Genomic DNA, 18,785 nt, shown 5'->3' on the forward strand with positions numbered 1-18,785 from the left:
TAAAAAATATGCTTAAAGCCTTATGAATTTCGTTTATAAGGCTTTAATTTTGTACATCAATCATCAATCATCAATCATCAATCATCAATCATAAAGAATGAAACGCTCCGGAACTGCAACATTGCCTCTTCACTACGGAAAAGTACCGCCTTGGCTCTACGAAAGAATGGCTGTGCTCGGACTTTCCATCGTAGAAGTGATGTTGGCAGATTACGGAAAAAATGAAGTTCTCCGCAGATTGGCAGATCCGTTTTGGTTCCAGAGTTTTGGGGCAGTGATGGGAATGGATTGGCATTCGTCAGGAATTACAACTTCCGTTATGGGTGCTTTGAAACGCAGCATCAATCCCAATTCTAAAGAGCTCGGAATTTATATTTGTGGAGGCAAAGGAAGGTTCTCCAAAGAAACTCCGAATGAACTTTTGGTCATTGCTGATAAAACCGGACTGAACGGAAACGATTTGATCCGTGCGAGCAAACTTTCAGCAAAAGTGGACAACACGGCTATACAGGATGGTTATCAGCTTTACCTTCATAATTTTATTTTATCTGATGAAGGAAATTGGGCGGTTGTGCAACAGGGAATGAATGATGCAGACGGAACTGCCCGTCGATACCACTGGCATTCCGAGAATATGGAATCTTTTGTCGACGAACCACACAAAGGCATTCAGGGAATCAACCGAGGAAATATTTTAAACTTAACTGCTCACGAAGCGGCAGACAGCCGGAAAGGAATTTTAGAAATTTCACATACCAATTCAGAAAAAATCATGCAGGATTTTGCCAATTTGATTTTGCCTGCTCATCACGACGTACGCGCATCCGATGTCGATCTGAAAAAGCTGGGAACACTTTTGTACATGACCAGAGAAAATCAGCCTGAAAATTTTGAGGAATTGTTGTTGCTGAAAGGTGTTGGCCCGCGAACATTACAAAGTCTGGCTTTGGTAAGTGAAGTCATTCACGGTGCACCGTCAAGATTCAGAGATCCTGCACGGTTTTCCTTTGCCAATGGTGGAAAAGACGGTCATCCGTTTCCCGTACCGATCAATGTTTATGATGAAACGATCAATATTTTACAGAAAGGTATTGAAAAATCGAAATTAGGAAATTCAGATAAATTGCAGTCAATTAATAAGCTTCACACGATTATTTCCGAAGCTGAGAAAAATTTTACTCCCGATTTCGATATCAATGATGTAATTGAAGACGAACGTCAGAATTCATGGCGCTTCGGTGGCAAAACGGTCTTCGGTGACGCTGAAAAACCTCTTAAGCCAAAACCGATTCAGCTTTCTTTGTTTTAAAATTTAACATTACAATCAGCGTGTAGTTTGTCATCCCGTAGGAATCTAAATGGTTTAAACTTTTAAATGAATTGCGCGGGAGTGATAAAGAGATGTCTTAATAAGAATCTAAGATTATTTAAAACTTATGGGTTTTCTTTTGTATTCCAACAGCCATCTTCAGAAAACGAGTATGTTAAAATTTTTGGATTAGAAAGAATCTTTATTGGCGCAAAAATTTTCTCTCCATTATTCCAATAAAAACTTTAATTTTAAAACTTTAACACAAACAGGAAATTCATGACCAGTAAAGCCTTTGAAGTATATTCAGATTTTCCGTTCTTTTTTGAAGAAGAACTTACAGAAATCTTTCAGGCTCACGAAAAAGTTGTTTTTCAGAAGGGAGATTTAATCCTTGAAGAAGGCAAAACAGCCAATGAATATTATATTTTAGAGAAAGGTTTGGCGAGGTCATTTGTAACAGATTTTAACGGAAATGATGTTACGACACATTTTTTTGTGGAAAATGAGATCGTAATCGAGGTCTCCTCACTTTTTCAGAGAATTCCGACCCAGGAAAACATTGTCTGCATAACAGATTGTGAGCTGTTGAAAATAGATTTCGACACATTTCAGGAATTATATCACAAAATTCAAAACCTCAGTGAATGGGGAAGGGCGTGGATGTCACAGGAACTATTTGCCTACAAACAACGCTCTGTGGAAATGTTTACACTTTCGGCAACGAAACGCTATCTCAATCTTTTAGAACAGAAACCGCAGGTGGTACAGTTCGCTCCGTTAAAGCAAATTGCTTCCTACCTTGGCATTACAGACACTTCACTCAGCAGAATCCGTAAAGAAATTGTTTCACATCCCAGAAAAGTTTAAATCTTGTCTTATGGCAAGTTGATTTTCATATTGACTTGGTAATTTTGGTTTAAAGTTTAACACTAAAAAATTACAAAATGGAAATCACGGATATTTATGTCAACCTTCCTGTAAAAGATGTTCAGAAAGCGAGAGAATTCTGGACGAAATTAGGATTCTCTATCAATGAACAGTTTTCTGACGAAAAAGCAATCTGTGTAGTGATGAAAGAAAATCACATCTACACTATGTTTCTTCATGAAGACTTTTTCAAAACCTTCACCGACCGGCCGGTTGCAGACGGAAAAACTACGCAAACTCTTTTGGCAATCGGTGTTAACAGTCGTGATGAGGTAGATGCAATGGTAAAAACAGCTACCGAAAACGGAGGTTCAGAATACAGCGAACCCAGAGATCACGGCTGGATGTATCAGTGGGCATTTGCAGATCCCGACGGTCATCAGTGGGAAGTAATGCACGGAGATGTATCTCAGATTCCTTGAGAATAGAATTTTAACCAACTATATATTGCAATAAAATGAAAATCAATCAAATTTATGTGAACCTTCCGGTAAAAGATATTCCGAAAACAAAGGAGTTTTGGACGAATCTTGGTTTCCCGGTTAACGAAAATATTTCCGATGAAAAAGCGGTATGTTTTATTTTAGGCGAAAATATCTGCGTGATGTTTATCACCGAAGAATATTTTATGACCTTTTCCGAAAGACCAGTTCCCAAGGGCGATACCACGCAGGTTTTGGTAGCTATCGGCATGGATACCCGCGAGGAAGTTGATCAGATTGTCAACGCAGCAGTTGCAAATGGAGCAACACAGCACGAAGAGCCGCAGGATTATGGCTGGATGTATCAAAACTCATTCTGGGACATCAACGGTCACGGCTGGAATGTCACTTTTGCAGATATGTCTCAAATGCCGACTGAGTAAATCTGGCTCTCGCAGATTGAGCAGTTTTTTTAGGTAATCTCCTCAAATCTCAAACCTCAAATTAATTCCCACAATCATCCGTGCAAATCCGTAAAATCTGTGCGAAACAAAATCTCAAATTTCAAATTTCAAATCTCAAATAAATCTATGGACACCCTAAAATCACAAAAACTAGACATCATCATCCCGGCATTCCGTGGTCACAGTCAGAATTTTCTGATGGTTCTCGACGGAATTTCTGAGGAAGATGCTTTGCAGAGAATCGAAGGCAGAACCAATCACATCATCTGGATGGTAGGAAACTTTCTCGACATGCGTTATGCATTGGGAAATGTGCTCGGACTGGAAGAAAAGTTTGAATTCAAAGAATATTTCTCCGAAGGAAAAGCACTGGATGAAAGCTTTAAATATCCGACTTTAAAACAGTTAAAAGACAGTTTTCACCACATCTCACCTTTGGTTTACAGTAGATTACTGGAAGTCTCAGACGAAGAACTAGACAAAGATTTTCCGATGGGAATGAACATCGATTTCTTCCCTGAAAATGTTCTCAATTTCGTCGGAATGTGCATCGGACGCGAAGATTACCTTTCCGGACAAATCGGCTTAATGCGAAGAATCCTAAACTACGAAGGAATGAAATACGACTTCGACGAAAACATGAAATACTAAGCAGTCCTAACTAAAACTAAACTAATTATCAACCTTAACCTTAACATCAACCTAAATTTTAAAATATGCCTAAATTAAATCCATACCTCAATTTTGACGGCAAAGCCGAAGAAGCCTTCAATTTTTACAGAACAGTTTTCGGCGGCGAATTCGTCGGCGGAGTTCATAAAATGGGCAATGCTCCCGGAACTGAGAACCTGTCAGACGAAGAAAAAAACAGAGTCATGCACATCGCGCTCCGTGTGGGTGGTGATCTGTTGATGGCATCAGACATTGTGCCTTCATTCGGACAGAATTTAACGGTCGGGAACAATAATTATGTTTCCATTTTTCCGGATTCCAGAGAAGATGCTGACAGAATTTTTAAAGCACTTTCTGCCGGCGGAAATATTGAAATGCCTCTTGAAGATCAGTTTTGGGGAGATTATTTCGGAAGTTTTCAGGATAAATTCGGAGTCTACTGGATGATCAATTTTTCTACTGATCAGGGCTACGAAGGGTAAAATAAAACGATATTTGAAGAAATTATGATTTTCCACAAACTGTCATAATTAAAAAGCTTTGTATCTCTTTTTTTAAGCTTACGCCTTTGTCTTATTCAAAAAACGCTTAAAATTTAAAATTCTTTGTTTTGACTTTGCGTTAAATTAAATAATACTCCAAGTAACAGATATTCAAAAAAATAAAATATGGAAAAAATAAAAATAGACATCACAATTTTAGCCCCTGTAAAAAAAGTTTGGGATTACTACAACGATCCTGAACACATCGTAAAGTGGAATTTTGCCCACGAATCATGGGAATGCCCGAGTTCTGAAAATGACCTCAGAGTAGGTGGGAAATTCAACAACAGAATGGAAGCCAAAGACGGAAGTTTCGGGTTTGATTTTGTGGGAATCTATGATGAAGTCGTGGAAAATGAATTGATCAAATACCACATGGAAGATGGCAGAAACGTCGAAATCGTTTTTGAAAAAGCAGACGAAAATACCACAAAGGTGAAGATCAGCTTCGATCCTGAAACGCAAAACTCTGTAGAAATGCAGCGTGAAGGTTGGTATGCGATACTCAACAACTTCCACAAGTACGTGGAAAACAATTAGCATCATTTTTCAGTCATGATCAATCTGATAATTATGGCAAAATATTTAAAACCTTTTTGTAGTGACTGTCATGAAGTTTCAGGAGATTTTTTGAAGGGAGTGGTTGCCATGCCTGCGAGAAGAGCATTGCAAAAAGAAAAAATAGATTCTCTGGAAAAACTTTCAGATTATACCGAAAAAGAAATATTACAATTTCATGGATTCGGGAAAAATTCAGTCGAAAAGCTAAAGATATATATGAATCATCATCATTTCTCCTTCAAACCTTAATCTGTCGGCTAAAATTGTTATTTTTAGGGCGCCTTTATCCGCCCTCCGTTCCCGCTTTTTTGTGCCTTGCTTTTCCCGTGGCTTACAAAAAGAGCTCCACTCAAGTCGGGCTGCGGGCAATTCGACGTCTAATAATGAGTTAGAAAAAATAAATAATATGAACAACGATATTTTCCCGTGTCTCTGGCACAATGAAGACGCAAAAGAAGCTGCAGAATTTTACTGTAAAGTTTTCAACGGAACAGTCACTGCTGATACTCCCGTGGTAATGAATATTGAACTCTTCGGGCAGAAATTAATGCTTTTAAATGGCGGTCCGCAGTTTGAAAGAAACGCTTCAATCTCTTTTATGGTATTGTGTGAAACTGAAGATGAGGTTCAGAATTACTGGAATCAGTTATCCAATGGCGGAATCGTTCTGATGGATCTTGGAGAATATCCATGGAGCAAAAAATACGGTTGGGTTCGGGATCAGTTTGGAACTACATGGCAACTGTATCTGGGCGAAAAACAGGGCGAGCAAAAACTGATTCCAACATTGATGTACATTCATGAAAACAATGGAAGAGCGATGGAAGCGATGGAATTGTACACTGAAATTTTCCCAAATTCCAAGATTGGAGGGGTTTTAAAGTATGGAGAAAGTGTCGGAGACGAAAATCACGAAGTTCCGGAAAATGTACAGCACGCTCATTTTGAAATAGATGGCTACAGTTTTTTCTGTATGGACAATTCTTATGACCATAAATTTGATTTTAATGAAGGTATTTCAATCGTGATAATGACTGATGACCAGGAGGAAACCGATCACTTATGGAACTCTTTAACCCAAAATGGCGGCAGAGAGAGCATGTGTGGCTGGCTGAAAGATCCGTTTGGCGTCAGCTGGCAGATTGTTCCCAAAAAATTGATTCAGCTGATGAATGATTCTGATCAGGAAAAAGCACACAAAGTCGTTCAGGCGATGATGAAAATGCAGAAAATTGTAATTAAGGATTTGGAGCTGGCTTACATGAGTTGAGAAATACGGGTTTCTGGTTTGAAGATCGGGATTTGGGAGCGGGTTATCTTTTATAAAAATTTAGATGGAGAATTCGAAATCCGGGTTTTGGATATTGAAGGGAATTTCAAGCGATGATGAATAAGTAATATTTGAATGATTCCAAATAATAAAATATTTACTTTCTCAAATCTCAAATCTCAAATCTCAAATCTCAAATCTCAAATTCAAAATCTTGAATCTTGAATCTCTCACCCCGTTTCGGCTTGCTGTTTGTTGTTATCAGTGGAAAAAAGATTTGCCTATGAAGACGCAGAACAAGTCAAAATCATTATCAAAAGTCCCGAAAGATGGACTTCATCCGGAGATTATCCGTAAAAATTATCTCGGAAGTAAAAAATTACTTAATAAAAAAGCCATTATTTCAGGTGGCGACAGCGGAATTGGTCAGGCGGTAGCAGTTCATTTCGCCCGCGAGGGTGCTGATGTTGCCATTATTTATCAGGAAAACGACAAGGACGCCAGGGAAACTCAGAAACTCGTTGAAAAAGAAGGTCAGCAGTGCATTCTAATGAAAGGTGATATTTCTAAAAAAGCGTTCAGAACCAAATGTCTTGAACGCGTTAAAAAACAGTGGAAAACTTTAGATATCTTAGTTAATAATGCAGGAATTCAGTTTCCGAAAACCGATTTTGAAAAAATAACGGATGACCAAATTTCAAAAACGTTTGATGTTAATATTATTTCCATGATTTCTTTCACCAGAGATTGTTTAGAACTAATGAATAAGGGCGGAAGAATTATCTGCACAACGTCGGTTACGGCTTATCGTGGCAGCGATCACCTTATCGATTATTCCTCGACAAAAGGTGCAATTGCAACATTTATCAGATCGCTTTCCGTCAATTTAGCAGAAAAGAAAATCCTCGTGAATGGAGTTGCACCAGGCCCAATCTGGACGCCATTAGTGAAAGAAACGTTTGAAGATATTGCATCTTTCGGAAAAGACACTCCTCTGAAAAGAGCAGGTCAGCCCTGTGAAGTTGCGCCGGCTTATGTTTTTCTTGCATCAGAAGATTCAAGTTTTATCACCGGAGAAATTATTCACATTAACGGCGGAGATTTTGTAGGCGGATAATCAATTTTAACACCAACACCAAACATTAAAAAATAAATTATATGGAAACTTTAGAATATACAATCGAAATTGACGCTACTTCGGAAAAAGTATGGACAGCACTGTGGGACGAAACCAGTTACCGACAGTGGACTTCTGCATTTACAAAAGGCTCATTTTATTTAGGAACATGGGAAGAGGAGAGCATGATGAAATTTTTAGATCCTGAAAACAATGGAATGTTCAGCCGTGTACTGAAAAATGATCCGAATAAAGAAATGGTTTTTCTACATTTGGGTGAAATTTTTGATGGGGTGGAAGTTCCACAGGATTGGGGCGATGCGACCGAGACTTATCTACTGGAAGAAACCGAAGAAGGAACGAAATTGATTGCAAGAATCAAGACATCAGAAGAGTTTAAAGAGTTTTTCGAAGATAAATTTCCTCAGGCTCTTCAAAATGTTAAAAATTTATCTGAAAATCAATTATAAATAACACAAGTTTCACGAAATCAGCACCAAAATACAATTATCACCTGTGTTCTCAGTGTGGAAATTAGTGTTGCTCATGTTTAAACTAGTCACAAAAATTAAAAATATGGAAACATTATCTTATGAAACCGTAATTGACGCACCCAAGCAAAAAGTATGGGATGTGTTATTTGGAAAAGAAACTTACAGCGAATGGACTCAATTTTTCGGTCCGGGATCGCAAATGAAAACCGACTGGACAGTTGGTGGCAAAACTTATTTCGTAAATCCCAAAGGTGCAGGAATGGTTTCTACCATCGACAATATTGAAGAACCGGATCAAATGATTTTTAAACATCTTGGAATGATTGATGAAAATGGGGTAGAAGACACTGAAAGCATGGAAATCAAGCAATGGAGCGGATGTTTTGAAAAGTATATTCTCATTGACTATGATGGCAAAACCAAACTTCATGTGGAAGTTCAGACCGAGAAAGATTGGGAAGAGCACATGCAGAATGGTTTTACCAAAGGTCTGGAAGTGGTGAAAAATCTTTCAGAAGCGAAGTAAAATATATTTTTAATTACAATTCAATTACACAACCCTGCCAGCGTTTCACACGCTGGCAGGGTTGTTTCTAGCAGTAAGATTTCAAAATTTGTAAAAGTTAGAAATCAAAAATCTTTATCAAATCTGAAATAGTTTTTCAACCTTCTTTTCTGTTTCGGCCTCAGACCATATTTCTTCTTCTTTTTCCTCATCATAATCTTCCATAAATCGTAAAGTCGACCAAAAATCTGCGACAATAGTATGGTTTTCGATCGTCAGAAAACCTTCACCATGCATCTCAAATTCACCTGCATCTGGGATATCCAACTTTAAAATTAAATATTCCTCAAGTTCCCAAAATTCTTCGTTATCAAAAGTATTTTCGTGACCCTCAAAATTTAAAAAAGCCTCATCATTTCCACTGTCCCATGAAAATTTTAAATGGTTATTTTTAGACCTGATTAAATCCACAAATCTGTCTTTTATCTTAAGTTCAAGTTCATTTATTCTTGATAACTGCTCCTTTTCCCAGGCATCAGGATTGTAATCCGCTGAAGGTTGGAAAGTCTGTAGATCAGAGGCGTTTTGGAAATCGTTTTTCCTGGAAAAGAGATTTGAAAAAAAATTAAATATGCTCATCATTTATTTGTTTTAGTTCTTCCATGTTCGGCGTGAATTGCCATTTTTCTTTAAGTTTAATGTGTTGTAAAAGTTCATTAATACTTTTATTTTTTACTGATTCTGACAATTTTAAAGCTTGATCAACTCCTAAAATTTCTTTGGCTAAGTAGACCCCGAAATTACTATGTGTGATGATGAGTGATGATTTTAAGCCGGACATCATTAACGGTTTCAGTAAGAAGTCATTTAAAACCTTGTCATCAGTTTCTATTAAATCAAAATCTTCAAAAATTCTTTCATCGTAATATTTAAACCAATTGTTCAGCGTAGGAACCACACCATAAAGATCTTCTTTGCAATGTTCGGCAACGATGTCTCTTACAAGAATCTTTTTTCCGTCACTGTTCGTGATTAACTCTCCAAATTTAGATATGCAGATTTCCATTCCATAAGTATTGTGAAGGAGTATGCGGTGCTTTAAATGGTAATAAAAAAGCTTGCTCGAATCTAAAAATTTATGAACTGACAGGTAATCTTCAGGATTTCCGCCAAATTTTTTCCTGGATAATAGGCTGTGCTTCCAATAATTCATCCCGTAATTTTTTGTGAAAATATTATTTTTAGTTCTAAACCTGATAATTTATCTCATTATTTTTTTAATTAAATCTAAATTTGTGTTACTGCACAAAATTATTTTAAAATCATTAAAGTAAAACAAAAACAACAATCGTCATAGCAATATGGAGATTGCCGAGAAAATAACAATGCCACAGAAGGAAAAGGAAAACATTATTTCGCAGACCGTATCAAACTACGGTGGAAAACTGATGTCTTTCATTCGCCCGAAAGTGAAAAATACCGAAGATGCGGAAGATATTCTGCAGGAGGTGTGGTATCAGTTCAGCAGTTTGACCAATCTTTCTGAAATTGTAAATGTCGGCGGATGGTTATACCGCGTTACTTCCAACAAAATCATTGATAAATACCGGAAAAAGAAAACCGAAAACCTTGAAGATTTTGTCTACGAAGATGAAGACGGATCGTTTTCGATAAAAGATATTCTGTTGCTCGACGACAGTGCGGGACCCGATGTAAAGATGTTTCAGGATGAAATTTGGAAAAAACTGTTTGAAGCTTTAGAAGAACTTCCGGAAAAACAGAAACTGGTTTACATGGAAAATGAATTAAATGATAAAACTTTACAGGAGATCGCTGATGAACAGGGAGAAAATATCAAAACGATCATCAGCCGTAAAAATTACGCAGTAAAGCATTTGAGAAACAGACTGAGACAGTTGTACGAAGATTTAAATAATTAGAAATAAAGCAAAATGAACAATAAATATAAAAAAAGCTGGGCACTTCTGATTTTATGTCCGCCCTTGATTTTCCTTGCTGTTGCGCTGATTGTAATGTGGCTTTGGAACTGCATTTTACCAGAAGTTCTTGGTGTGAAAAGTATCAGTTACTGGCAGGCAATGGGAATTCTGGTGTTGAGTAAAATTCTTTTTGGTGGATTTCACGGAAAATTCGGGAGAGGAATGAGAGATATGAAAGAGAAACATCTGCAACATAAGATGGAAGGGATGTCTGACGAGGAAAAAGAAAAATTCAAAGAAGTCTGGAGACAGAAATGTTCAAGCGGATTTTTCAACAGAAATAACGAATAGTTTAAATTTTTGAAGTAGTAAAGTAAAAACTGAAACAAATTCGTCTCTATAAAAAAACAAGAAGTAGTAAAATTTAAAATTTAAGAAAATGAAAAATTCAGTATTAAAAGGTGTTCTTGGAGCACTTGCCGTTGCAGGAGTTGCAGTGGTTGCCAAAAAAGTAATTGAAAGAAAAAGATTTGTAAGAGGTATTTTTAATGAATATGGAATCAAAGAAAAATCGCCTTTCGGATTGGCAGACAAGATCAGAGAAATGGATGAGGAGCAGTATCAGGAACTGAAAGGAAAGTTTAAGAAAGAATTTGCTTCAAGATGCTGCAGAAAAGATGCGGGAAAAGAAGATTTTGCAGAAGCATAAATAGAAAGTAACTAAATGAAATTGTTAATTCCGGCGCAAAAAATGTGTCGGAATTTGTTTGCCACGAATGCACGAATTTTATTTAAATTTAAATCAACACAAAGTTTGTTATTCCGGAGGAATCTTGTCAACGAAGATAAATGGATCCTTAAATTCCTGAAAAAATAACAAATACGATAATCGTTCACTCAAAATAAAAACTGAATAATGCCGCAATCATCTGCTGAGTAGAACACCTTTGCAAACGAAAAGATTCGCAAAGAATTAGAAAGGATCTTACCGACCTTTGCGTTAAAATAATATGCGCATTCTGATAAAATTCGTGCATTCGCGGCATCATTATTTTTGCCCGCAAGAACAAAATCCTTATTTTTGTTAGCCTAAATGAAAGACTACTATTATTTTCTCGGGATTTCTCGTGATGCTTCAGATGAAGACATCAAAAAATCCTACAGAAAACTTTCGTTAAAATACCATCCTGATAAAAACCAGAACGACGATTTTTTTGCCGAACGTTTTAAAGAAATTCAGGAAGCGTACGAAACGCTGAGCGATAAAGGGAGAAGGATTACTTACGACCAGAATTTAGAAAGCCTTCAGAAAAGTTTCAGATATACCGTTCCACCTTCAATTAAGACTTTTTCTGCGAATAAAATTCATGCGAAAAAAGGTGAGGAAATCATCATCACTTGGCAAACTCAGAATGCTGATGTGGTGAAAGTTTTACCGTTTGGTTTGGAAAAGGCGTATGGAGAAAGAATTTTTAAGATTACTGAATTTAAAAACGGAAAATTTCAGTTGCTGCTGCATGCGACCAATTCGCTTTTGCATAAAACTGTAGTTCAGGGTATTACAATAACGGAAGTTTTTGAATCTGACGGAGAAAAGTTCAGAGACAGAGCGGAGGAATTATTTAAGCCACAACCCAGAACGGTTATCAACCGACGAGGTTATCCAAAGATTATGTTGCTGATTTGGGGAATTATTATTTTAGCAATTGCTATCTATTTCTGGATCAGCAATTTTATTTAAGATTTAAGAAATCCAAAAACTCTCAGACACTAAAACACTCCAACCAAATTAAGCCAGCTTTTTATTTCCCGGACATTTTTTGCATCGTTTACCTTTCTTGAATTTTTTACAGCAAGATTTTTTGTCGCCACAGAACATTTCTTCATTCGTGAAAGAAAATACCGGAGTCAATGGCGGAACTTTAAACGGAGTAATGTTATTCATACTGCAAATATATTAATTTAGAATAAATATAATTAATAAAATTTAAAATTTCTTTAATTGCTGATTAGCAAAGGATTTGAGACAATATTTTGTGGGAATATTTATAGATGATTTTCATTAATTAATCACAAAAACCTTCAGCTTTTATAACTTAGATCGAAAATTCGACGATGTCAAACGGCTTTGTGAAACTTAAGAACCGCTAATAAGCAAAAACCTAATGTTTTTAGTATTAAAATTAGGCTTCTATCAACAACTTAATGACTAAAATCGTTCCGATAGAAGATTTAAATAAATTCTGCTTTACTAATTATAATCACAGATTAGTAAGATTCAAAACCCATATTTTAAAGCCAATTATAAAAAGGCAATCTCCGACAGAGACTTAGGTTGCGAAATCATTTTAAAAATCGTAATTTTACGAATCTTTTTTTTCAAACAAAATCTAATATATAAAAATGAATACAGAGCAGTTTGTGAGCCGTCACATTTCCCTAAACGAAGCCGATAAGCAGGCAATGTTGGAAAAAGTTGGCGTTTCAAGTATCGAAGAATTGATTTCTCAAACCATTCCATCATCAATCCGTTTAGAAAATGATCTGAACATTTCAGAACCGCTTTCAGAATATCAGATGCTGAACCATTCGAAAGAATTGGCGGCGAAGAACACTGATTATACAAGCTATATCGGTTTTGGATATCACAATACCCTGTTGCCATCGGCGATTCAGAGAAATATCTTTGAAAACCCAAGCTGGTACACAGCGTACACGCCTTACCAGGCAGAAATCGCGCAGGGAAGATTAGAAGCTTTGCTTAACTATCAGACTGTTGTGTGCGATTTGACAGGTTTTGCTTTGGCAAATGCATCTTTGTTGGATGAATCTACGGCAGCTGCAGAAGCAATGCACATGTTCTTCAACAACAGAACTAAAGATCAGAAAAAAGCAGGAGCCAACAAGTTCTTTATCTCTGATTTGGTATTACCTCAAACCGTTTCTGTTTTAAAGACAAAAGCTGAAGGTTTAGCAATCGAAATCGTTGAAGGTGATCACAAAACGCACCAGTTCGACGAATCATATTACGGAGTTTTACTGCAATATCCAGGAAAAAACGGAATCGTTTTAGACTACACAGAAGATATCGTTGACTACAAAAAATTAGACTTACAGGTTGTTGTTGCCTGTGATCCTATGGCTTTGGTTAAATTGAAATCTCCTGCATCAATGGGCGCTGACTGTGCAGTTGGTACTTCGCAGAGATTCGGTATTCCATTGGGGTACGGTGGTCCTCACGCAGCGTTTTTCTCTTGTAAAGAAGATTATAAAAGAGATATTCCGGGAAGAATCATCGGGGTTTCTCAAGATATGTACGGAAAACGTGCATTGAGAATGGCTTTACAGACGAGAGAGCAGCACATCAAAAGAGAAAGAGCGACTTCAAACATCTGTACTGCTCAGGTTCTTTTAGCGGTTATGGCCGGAATGTACGCTGTTTATCACGGTCCAAAAGGATTAAATTATATCGCTGACCAGATTCACTTTAAAGCCAATGCTTTGAAAGGCGGATTGAAAGCTTTAGGTTATCAGACGGTTGAAGAGCCGATCTTTGATACGGTAAAAATCGTGATGGCTGAAGATGAGAAAGCAAGATTAATGAGAATGATGCTTGATCATAAATTAAACCTGAACTATTTCACAGAAGGCGTTATCAGCATTGCGATCAACGAAAGTACAACGCTTGAAAAACTGAATGTTTTGATGGCTTCTTTCGCTCAGTTCAAAGACAAGCAGACTTTTAAATTAGAAATAAAAGAAGGATATAGCATTCCTGAAGAAAATCTTAGAAAAGATGAGATTTTGACGGAAGAAGTATTCAACAAATACCATACAGAGACAGAATTGATGCGTTACATCAAGCGTCTTGAAAGAAAAGATTTATCATTAACTCATTCAATGATTTCTCTTGGTTCTTGTACTATGAAACTGAATGCTGCGACTCAGATGTTGCCGCTTTCATGGGCAGAATGGGGAAGTATTCACCCATTTGTACCGGTAAATCAGGCAGGAGGTTATCAGGAAATGATTAGAGAATTAGAGAAAGATCTTTCTGAAATTACTGGTTTTGCAGGAACTTCTCTTCAGCCCAACTCTGGAGCTCAGGGAGAATATGCAGGATTAATGGTGATCAGAGAATATCACATCTCAAGAGGTGAAGGTCACAGAAATGTGGTGTTGATTCCTCAGTCTGCACACGGAACCAATCCGGCTTCTGCAGCTATGGCAGGAATGAAAATTGTTGTCGTTAAAAACCTTGAAAGCGGAGAAATTGATTTTGAAGACTTCAAAGCAAAAACGGAACAGCACTCTGAAAATCTTTCTTGTGTAATGATCACATATCCGTCAACTTACGGATTCTTTGATGCCAATATTAAAGAAATTACCCAATTGGTTCACGATCACGGCGGACAGGTTTATATGGATGGTGCCAACATGAACGCTCAGGTAGGATATACAAGTCCAGGAAACATCGGAGCAGACGTTTGTCACCTAAATCTTCACAAAACTTTTGCTATTCCTCACGGAGGTGGAGGTCCTGGTGTTGGTCCGATCTGTGTTGCGAAACATTTGGTTCCTTTCTTACCAACCAATGCCAACATTAAAGTAGGTTCAAAAGAAGCAATCGAAGGAATTTCTGCAGCGCCTTACGGTTCTGGATTGATCTTAAATATTTCTTATGCTTACATCAAAATGTTGGGAACTTCAGGTTTGAAAAAAGCAACTGAGCACGCGATTTTAAATGCAAACTATTTAAAAGAAATCTTAGCGGAGCATTTCCCTATTTTATATTCAAATACAGAAGGTAGAGTAGCGCACGAGTGTATCGTAGATTTCCGTCAGTTCAAATCTTTAGGAATTGAAGTGGCTGATGTTGCGAAAAGATTGATGGATTACGGTTTCCACGCACCTACGGTTTCTTTCCCGGTTGCAGGAACATTGATGATCGAGCCTACAGAATCTGAAAGCAAATCTGAAATCGACCGTTTTGCAGAAGCTCTTATCGCTATCAAATATGAGATCGACGAGATTGCCAACGGCGAAGCTGATCAGGCAAACAACGTATTGAAAAACGCTCCTCACACCGAGCAATTGGTAATTTCTGACTTATGGGATAAACCATACAGCAGAGAAAAAGCAGCTTATCCATTAGACTGGGTTAGAGAGCACAAATTCTTTGCTTCAGTTTCCAGAGTTGATGAAGCTTACGGAGACAGAAACTTAGTTTGTACTTGTGAGCCGATTGAAGCTTATATGTAATTAAAAGTTTTTTTATATAATTAATCCCTTTCAGTTTTGAGAGGGATTTTTTGTAAACGAAATTGATTGATTAATAATTCAGAACAACCAATTCTACTTGCTGGTTAATTTTTTTAATTACAAAAAACATTCATTATCTAATTAAATCCCGCCCTAAACTCCACAGGACTTTGCTGGGTCTTCGTTTTAAACAATTTACTGAAACTCTGTGAGTGCTCAAATCCCAATTCATAAGCAATTTCTGAAACAGATAATTCTGATGTTGATAATTTTTCCTTTGCTTTTGCAATCAGCTTTTCGTGGATATGCTGTTGTGTGGAAAGCCCAGTCAGCTGTTTTAACAAACTTCCTAAATATTTACTTGAAATATTCAGCGTATCAGCAATAAATTGCACTGAAGGCAAACCTTTTGAGACCAAATCTTCGTTGTTAAAATAATCATTCAATACATCTTCCAACCGTTCCAAAACTTTATGATTCGTGATTTTTCTGGTAATGAATTGTCGTTCATAAAAGCGTTGAGCATAAGTAAAAAGCAATTCCAGTTGGGCAATGATCACATCCTGACTGAATTTGTCAATATTCGAATTGTATTCGCCACGAATATTTTCTATGATCCCGTTCATCATCGTTTCTTCTTTGTCGGAAAGAAACAAGGCTTCGTTGGTGGCGTATCCGAAATATTCATATTGCTTTATCTTTTTTGCCAGTGAAGAATTCCACAGAAAATCGGGATGAATAAACATCATCCAGCCCTCCAGATTTGGCGGAATCCCACTTTCTTCGCCTCTCAAAATTTGTCCGGGCGCCATAAAGGCCATCAACCCTTCATCGAAATCATATTTCTGCTGACCGTACAATAAATTATCACAACCCCGTTTCAGAGACACTGCGTAAAAATCAAAAACCACAGCATTCACATCAGAATCATTTGTAAATTTTGAAACATCTACAATGCTGATCAAAGGATGGTTGGGCTGGGGAAGTCCTGCAATTTTGTGAACTTCAGAAATAGATTTTATCCGGAGTGGGCTGCCTTTTTTCATTATAGTTTATATGCTTATTTCTTTTTACTGATTTTTTTCTTTTCTGTCGGTGGTGGAAGAAAATTTTCTGATGTGATGACCTTTTTGCCGGTTTGATCTTCTAATGCAAGTCTTGCATCTTTCGCAATTTTTCCGCCCTTTTTGCCAGCAACGGCATTTTGTGGTACTCCTTTGGCTTCGTCAACTTCAGCAATTTGCCTGGTCGAGAGTTCGGCTAAGGCAGTGAAAATAAGTTCTGCCTCGCTCATATGGTCTCTAAGGTTTTGAGTTTGCAAACCTTTTAAATTTTTATGCTCTTTTACCTTCAGACCTGTCCATTCCTGATGAATGATGTTGGTTAGAAAAGCAAATTCGTCAGATTTTTCCACACCATTTTCTTTCCAGTAATCAGTGAGTTTGTTGCGGGTCTCCTGACCGCTCATTCGTTGCTGTATCCACTTTTCGCTTCTCCCCAGTTTTTGCCAGTTTTCCCGTGCTCTGTCAAGGCTTTGTTCAGGGTCAGAGATTTCCTGCATTCTTTCGTAACCGACTTTTGCAAGCCACTGTTTGAAAGGCTCCGCTTTAGGCGATGGAACGGATTGGATGAGTCGTAACAAATTCTGTGTATCTAAACAATCTGTAGCATATTTTTTACCATCAGATGATTGAAACTTCAGTTGTACGATATTTTCGTACAACTGACTTCCTTCATTGGTAAGTTTCTTTTTCAGGTCACTCCAGTACCTCTTCGGAATACTGCTTCCTGTCAAAACTTCTATCACATCAATAACAGAAAAATACCACTTTTCTTCCTCCTCGTCCCAATGTGTACGCACCTTCTTTTGCTCAAATATTTTTACGGCGTTTTCTTTCATTTTTTTGAGTTTTTGTTTCCACTAATTTACAAAATTACTCCGTAAAAAATCTGTACTGATGAGTTTATTGTGTTCGAAAAAATCCAAATTATATTAAGATTTTACAAAAGGATATTTCAACCAGATCAACACCAAAGGCATAATCAAGAACGGAATTTCCATTAAAACCATTTTGAAATTTCCTGATTTTACTGCCAATGCCATAATGATCACAATCGAGATTGCATTCAGCATATTTCCCAGGAAAAAAGTTTTAGGAATGATCAGCAAAATACCAATCAATATCGTCAATCCACCAAAGATGGGAATCATAGTTTCGGTGATGCCGAGCTCGTTCATCATCTTTAAAGATTCGGGATGTTTCTTGTAATTCAGAGTGTCCCAACCATGTTTGAATGCCAGAAAAACTGAAACCAGCAATAATGCCAGAGAAATAATACTTTTTACCATTGTTTTTATTTTTAATTTACATTTTTTGTAAAGAATGTAATAATCTTTAAATATTTAAATTTAAAAAAAATCATTTTACCGAAAGGTTTAAAACATCATTTATGAAGTAATAATAACTTATTTACTTTTCAATTTTTTGATTTCTCTGAATTCCCTGTGACCAATGTTCAACAGGACATTTGGCATGAGTCGGGTGGCCAACTTTATAATTCTGATAGGGAAAGGTTTCAATTCTTTTTTATCTTTCAGAAGTCCGTCAATGGAAATTTTTACCATTTCATCGGCATTCATCATCATTGCAGGATTAGGTTGTTTTACCCAATCATTCTGGAGATTTGTTTTCACTCCCGGTGGAATCATTTCAAAAACTTTCACATTTGTATTTTCCAGTTGAAGTCGCAAAGCCTGAGTGTATGCACGGATGCCGGCTTTTGTGGCACTATAAATCGGTGCAGGTGAATAACTCATAAAAGCAATTCCTGAACTTACGTTAACGATACCTGCCGATTTTTGCTTGAACAAATGAGGCAAAAACTGATGTACCATTTGAATTGTTCCTGTAAGATTGGTGGCAATTTCACGGTTGATATTTTCCAGATCTAAAGACTGATCCTGCAAATCGATGAGACGCATCATTCCGGCATTGTTGATGATGATATTTAAATCCGGGAACAGTGTGGTGACGTTGTCAAACAAATCTTTGATATCCTTGGGATTGCTTACATCACTTTGAAAAGTATGCACATTGGGAAACTGCTTTTTCGTTTCATATAACGCTTCAAGGTTACGGCCTGTTACGATAATTTTAGCCCCGATTTCAGTGAGCTGTTTTACAAATTCCAAACCCATTCCGCTGGTTCCTCCGGTGATGAGGATGGTGCTGTTTTTTAAATCCATTGCTGTTATTTTTTGTTGAAGCAAAGTTCTGTAGAAAACAACTGGTGGAT

The 18,785-nt window shown here is 37.1% G+C and carries 24 protein-coding genes; 17 read left to right on the forward strand and 7 right to left on the reverse strand.

The window, feature by feature from the left end; genetic code table 11:
• Window positions 1-97: 97 nt before the first annotated feature.
• The 12 genes from OMO38_RS13935 to OMO38_RS13990 all read left to right on the forward strand — a co-directional run bounded on the left by OMO38_RS13935 (window position 98) and on the right by OMO38_RS13990 (window position 8,307).
• Window positions 98-1,309, forward strand: a complete 1,212-nt coding sequence (locus tag OMO38_RS13935; RefSeq protein WP_264750807.1) for a DUF763 domain-containing protein — start codon at window positions 98-100, stop codon at window positions 1,307-1,309.
• A 279-nt stretch (window positions 1,310-1,588) separates the two neighbouring features.
• The gene (locus tag OMO38_RS13940; RefSeq protein ID WP_264750808.1) at window positions 1,589-2,179 is read left to right on the forward strand and encodes a Crp/Fnr family transcriptional regulator; all 591 of its coding nucleotides are present in this window, start codon (window positions 1,589-1,591) and stop codon (window positions 2,177-2,179) included.
• Window positions 2,180-2,256: 77 nt separating this feature from the next.
• Window positions 2,257-2,661, forward strand: coding sequence for a VOC family protein (locus OMO38_RS13945; protein ID WP_264750809.1), 405 nt, complete (start codon window positions 2,257-2,259; stop codon window positions 2,659-2,661).
• Between the two features lie 35 nt (window positions 2,662-2,696).
• The gene (locus OMO38_RS13950; protein WP_264750810.1) at window positions 2,697-3,104 is read left to right on the forward strand and encodes a VOC family protein; all 408 of its coding nucleotides are present in this window, start codon (window positions 2,697-2,699) and stop codon (window positions 3,102-3,104) included.
• A gap of 147 nt (window positions 3,105-3,251) precedes the next feature.
• Window positions 3,252-3,776, forward strand: coding sequence for a DinB family protein (locus OMO38_RS13955; RefSeq protein ID WP_264750811.1), 525 nt, complete (start codon window positions 3,252-3,254; stop codon window positions 3,774-3,776).
• Window positions 3,777-3,841: 65 nt separating this feature from the next.
• Entirely contained in the window at window positions 3,842-4,279 is a 438-nt protein-coding gene (locus OMO38_RS13960) for a VOC family protein (protein WP_264750812.1), read from the forward strand.
• Between the two features lie 186 nt (window positions 4,280-4,465).
• A complete protein-coding gene (locus tag OMO38_RS13965) occupies window positions 4,466-4,879 on the forward strand; it encodes an SRPBCC family protein (protein ID WP_264750813.1) in 414 nt (137 codons plus the stop codon).
• A gap of 33 nt (window positions 4,880-4,912) precedes the next feature.
• Window positions 4,913-5,149 (forward strand): DNA-directed RNA polymerase subunit alpha C-terminal domain-containing protein, encoded by a 237-nt coding sequence (locus OMO38_RS13970; protein WP_082482455.1) that lies wholly within the window; start codon window positions 4,913-4,915, stop codon window positions 5,147-5,149.
• Window positions 5,150-5,306: 157 nt separating this feature from the next.
• Window positions 5,307-6,170 (forward strand): VOC family protein, encoded by an 864-nt coding sequence (locus OMO38_RS13975; RefSeq protein WP_264750814.1) that lies wholly within the window; start codon window positions 5,307-5,309, stop codon window positions 6,168-6,170.
• Window positions 6,171-6,453: 283 nt separating this feature from the next.
• Window positions 6,454-7,287, forward strand: a complete 834-nt coding sequence (locus OMO38_RS13980; protein WP_264750815.1) for an SDR family oxidoreductase — start codon at window positions 6,454-6,456, stop codon at window positions 7,285-7,287.
• Window positions 7,288-7,328: 41 nt separating this feature from the next.
• Window positions 7,329-7,757 carry an SRPBCC domain-containing protein gene (locus OMO38_RS13985; RefSeq protein WP_264750816.1) on the forward strand — a complete coding sequence of 143 codons (429 nt, stop codon included), beginning with the start codon at window positions 7,329-7,331 and terminating at the stop codon, window positions 7,755-7,757.
• Between the two features lie 106 nt (window positions 7,758-7,863).
• Window positions 7,864-8,307 carry an SRPBCC family protein gene (locus tag OMO38_RS13990; protein WP_264750817.1) on the forward strand — a complete coding sequence of 148 codons (444 nt, stop codon included), beginning with the start codon at window positions 7,864-7,866 and terminating at the stop codon, window positions 8,305-8,307.
• 117 nt (window positions 8,308-8,424) lie between these two features.
• Here OMO38_RS13990 and OMO38_RS13995 read toward each other — a convergent pair whose 3' ends face one another.
• Window positions 8,425-8,925, reverse strand: coding sequence for a hypothetical protein (locus OMO38_RS13995; RefSeq protein ID WP_264750818.1), 501 nt, complete (start codon window positions 8,923-8,925; stop codon window positions 8,425-8,427).
• Window positions 8,912-9,499, reverse strand: coding sequence for a DUF6915 family protein (locus OMO38_RS14000; RefSeq protein WP_264750819.1), 588 nt, complete (start codon window positions 9,497-9,499; stop codon window positions 8,912-8,914). The genes OMO38_RS13995 and OMO38_RS14000 overlap by 14 nt, the downstream gene beginning before the upstream one ends.
• Window positions 9,500-9,671: 172 nt before the next feature.
• On the opposite strand from OMO38_RS14000, the gene OMO38_RS14005 reads away from it, so the two are divergent.
• The 4 genes from OMO38_RS14005 to OMO38_RS14020 all read left to right on the forward strand — a co-directional run bounded on the left by OMO38_RS14005 (window position 9,672) and on the right by OMO38_RS14020 (window position 11,967).
• Window positions 9,672-10,226 carry an RNA polymerase sigma factor gene (locus OMO38_RS14005; RefSeq protein WP_128414330.1) on the forward strand — a complete coding sequence of 185 codons (555 nt, stop codon included), beginning with the start codon at window positions 9,672-9,674 and terminating at the stop codon, window positions 10,224-10,226.
• A 12-nt stretch (window positions 10,227-10,238) separates the two neighbouring features.
• Window positions 10,239-10,577: a hypothetical protein gene (locus OMO38_RS14010; RefSeq protein ID WP_263002348.1), complete on the forward strand. Its 339-nt coding sequence runs from the start codon at window positions 10,239-10,241 to the stop codon at window positions 10,575-10,577.
• An 88-nt stretch (window positions 10,578-10,665) separates the two neighbouring features.
• Complete coding sequence (locus tag OMO38_RS14015) at window positions 10,666-10,935, forward strand: hypothetical protein (protein WP_264750820.1); 270 nt, start codon at window positions 10,666-10,668, stop codon at window positions 10,933-10,935.
• A gap of 384 nt (window positions 10,936-11,319) precedes the next feature.
• Window positions 11,320-11,967 carry a DnaJ domain-containing protein gene (locus OMO38_RS14020; protein WP_056080995.1) on the forward strand — a complete coding sequence of 216 codons (648 nt, stop codon included), beginning with the start codon at window positions 11,320-11,322 and terminating at the stop codon, window positions 11,965-11,967.
• A gap of 48 nt (window positions 11,968-12,015) precedes the next feature.
• On the opposite strand, the gene OMO38_RS14025 is transcribed toward OMO38_RS14020, so the two are convergent.
• The gene (locus OMO38_RS14025) at window positions 12,016-12,171 is read right to left on the reverse strand and encodes a hypothetical protein (protein ID WP_191735664.1); all 156 of its coding nucleotides are present in this window, start codon (window positions 12,169-12,171) and stop codon (window positions 12,016-12,018) included.
• 458 nt (window positions 12,172-12,629) lie between these two features.
• Between OMO38_RS14025 and gcvP the strand changes: the two genes are divergently transcribed.
• Window positions 12,630-15,488: an aminomethyl-transferring glycine dehydrogenase gene (gcvP, locus tag OMO38_RS14030; RefSeq protein WP_264750821.1), complete on the forward strand. Its 2,859-nt coding sequence runs from the start codon at window positions 12,630-12,632 to the stop codon at window positions 15,486-15,488.
• Window positions 15,489-15,625: 137 nt separating this feature from the next.
• On the opposite strand, the gene OMO38_RS14035 is transcribed toward gcvP, so the two are convergent.
• From OMO38_RS14035 to OMO38_RS14050, 4 genes are all read right to left on the reverse strand, one after another.
• On the reverse strand, window positions 15,626-16,534 hold the full coding sequence (locus tag OMO38_RS14035) for a helix-turn-helix domain-containing protein (protein ID WP_264750822.1): 909 nt from the start codon (window positions 16,532-16,534) through the stop codon (window positions 15,626-15,628).
• 14 nt (window positions 16,535-16,548) lie between these two features.
• Window positions 16,549-17,388: a BRO-N domain-containing protein gene (locus OMO38_RS14040; RefSeq protein ID WP_264750823.1), complete on the reverse strand. Its 840-nt coding sequence runs from the start codon at window positions 17,386-17,388 to the stop codon at window positions 16,549-16,551.
• A gap of 93 nt (window positions 17,389-17,481) precedes the next feature.
• The gene (locus tag OMO38_RS14045) at window positions 17,482-17,838 is read right to left on the reverse strand and encodes a hypothetical protein (protein WP_264750824.1); all 357 of its coding nucleotides are present in this window, start codon (window positions 17,836-17,838) and stop codon (window positions 17,482-17,484) included.
• Window positions 17,839-17,955: 117 nt separating this feature from the next.
• Window positions 17,956-18,735 (reverse strand): SDR family oxidoreductase, encoded by a 780-nt coding sequence (locus tag OMO38_RS14050; RefSeq protein ID WP_264750825.1) that lies wholly within the window; start codon window positions 18,733-18,735, stop codon window positions 17,956-17,958.
• Between the last annotated feature and the right edge of the window lie 50 nt (window positions 18,736-18,785).

Source organism: Chryseobacterium kimseyorum (assembly GCF_025971945.1).
Lineage (GTDB): Bacteria > Bacteroidota > Bacteroidia > Flavobacteriales > Weeksellaceae > Chryseobacterium > Chryseobacterium kimseyorum.

Coding starts and splice junctions, on each gene's coding strand:
- OMO38_RS13935 (WP_264750807.1), top strand. CDS start 98: ATGAAACGCTCCGGAACTGCAACATTGCCTCTTCACTACGGAAAAGTA.
- OMO38_RS13940 (WP_264750808.1), top strand. CDS start 1,589: ATGACCAGTAAAGCCTTTGAAGTATATTCAGATTTTCCGTTCTTTTTT.
- OMO38_RS13945 (WP_264750809.1), top strand. CDS start 2,257: ATGGAAATCACGGATATTTATGTCAACCTTCCTGTAAAAGATGTTCAG.
- OMO38_RS13950 (WP_264750810.1), top strand. CDS start 2,697: ATGAAAATCAATCAAATTTATGTGAACCTTCCGGTAAAAGATATTCCG.
- OMO38_RS13955 (WP_264750811.1), top strand. CDS start 3,252: ATGGACACCCTAAAATCACAAAAACTAGACATCATCATCCCGGCATTC.
- OMO38_RS13960 (WP_264750812.1), top strand. CDS start 3,842: ATGCCTAAATTAAATCCATACCTCAATTTTGACGGCAAAGCCGAAGAA.
- OMO38_RS13965 (WP_264750813.1), top strand. CDS start 4,466: ATGGAAAAAATAAAAATAGACATCACAATTTTAGCCCCTGTAAAAAAA.
- OMO38_RS13970 (WP_082482455.1), top strand. CDS start 4,913: ATGGCAAAATATTTAAAACCTTTTTGTAGTGACTGTCATGAAGTTTCA.
- OMO38_RS13975 (WP_264750814.1), top strand. CDS start 5,307: ATGAACAACGATATTTTCCCGTGTCTCTGGCACAATGAAGACGCAAAA.
- OMO38_RS13980 (WP_264750815.1), top strand. CDS start 6,454: ATGAAGACGCAGAACAAGTCAAAATCATTATCAAAAGTCCCGAAAGAT.
- OMO38_RS13985 (WP_264750816.1), top strand. CDS start 7,329: ATGGAAACTTTAGAATATACAATCGAAATTGACGCTACTTCGGAAAAA.
- OMO38_RS13990 (WP_264750817.1), top strand. CDS start 7,864: ATGGAAACATTATCTTATGAAACCGTAATTGACGCACCCAAGCAAAAA.
- OMO38_RS13995 (WP_264750818.1), bottom strand. CDS start 8,925: ATGAGCATATTTAATTTTTTTTCAAATCTCTTTTCCAGGAAAAACGAT.
- OMO38_RS14000 (WP_264750819.1), bottom strand. CDS start 9,499: ATGAATTATTGGAAGCACAGCCTATTATCCAGGAAAAAATTTGGCGGA.
- OMO38_RS14005 (WP_128414330.1), top strand. CDS start 9,672: ATGCCACAGAAGGAAAAGGAAAACATTATTTCGCAGACCGTATCAAAC.
- OMO38_RS14010 (WP_263002348.1), top strand. CDS start 10,239: ATGAACAATAAATATAAAAAAAGCTGGGCACTTCTGATTTTATGTCCG.
- OMO38_RS14015 (WP_264750820.1), top strand. CDS start 10,666: ATGAAAAATTCAGTATTAAAAGGTGTTCTTGGAGCACTTGCCGTTGCA.
- OMO38_RS14020 (WP_056080995.1), top strand. CDS start 11,320: ATGAAAGACTACTATTATTTTCTCGGGATTTCTCGTGATGCTTCAGAT.
- OMO38_RS14025 (WP_191735664.1), bottom strand. CDS start 12,171: ATGAATAACATTACTCCGTTTAAAGTTCCGCCATTGACTCCGGTATTT.
- gcvP (WP_264750821.1), top strand. CDS start 12,630: ATGAATACAGAGCAGTTTGTGAGCCGTCACATTTCCCTAAACGAAGCC.
- OMO38_RS14035 (WP_264750822.1), bottom strand. CDS start 16,534: ATGAAAAAAGGCAGCCCACTCCGGATAAAATCTATTTCTGAAGTTCAC.
- OMO38_RS14040 (WP_264750823.1), bottom strand. CDS start 17,388: ATGAAAGAAAACGCCGTAAAAATATTTGAGCAAAAGAAGGTGCGTACA.
- OMO38_RS14045 (WP_264750824.1), bottom strand. CDS start 17,838: ATGGTAAAAAGTATTATTTCTCTGGCATTATTGCTGGTTTCAGTTTTT.
- OMO38_RS14050 (WP_264750825.1), bottom strand. CDS start 18,735: ATGGATTTAAAAAACAGCACCATCCTCATCACCGGAGGAACCAGCGGA.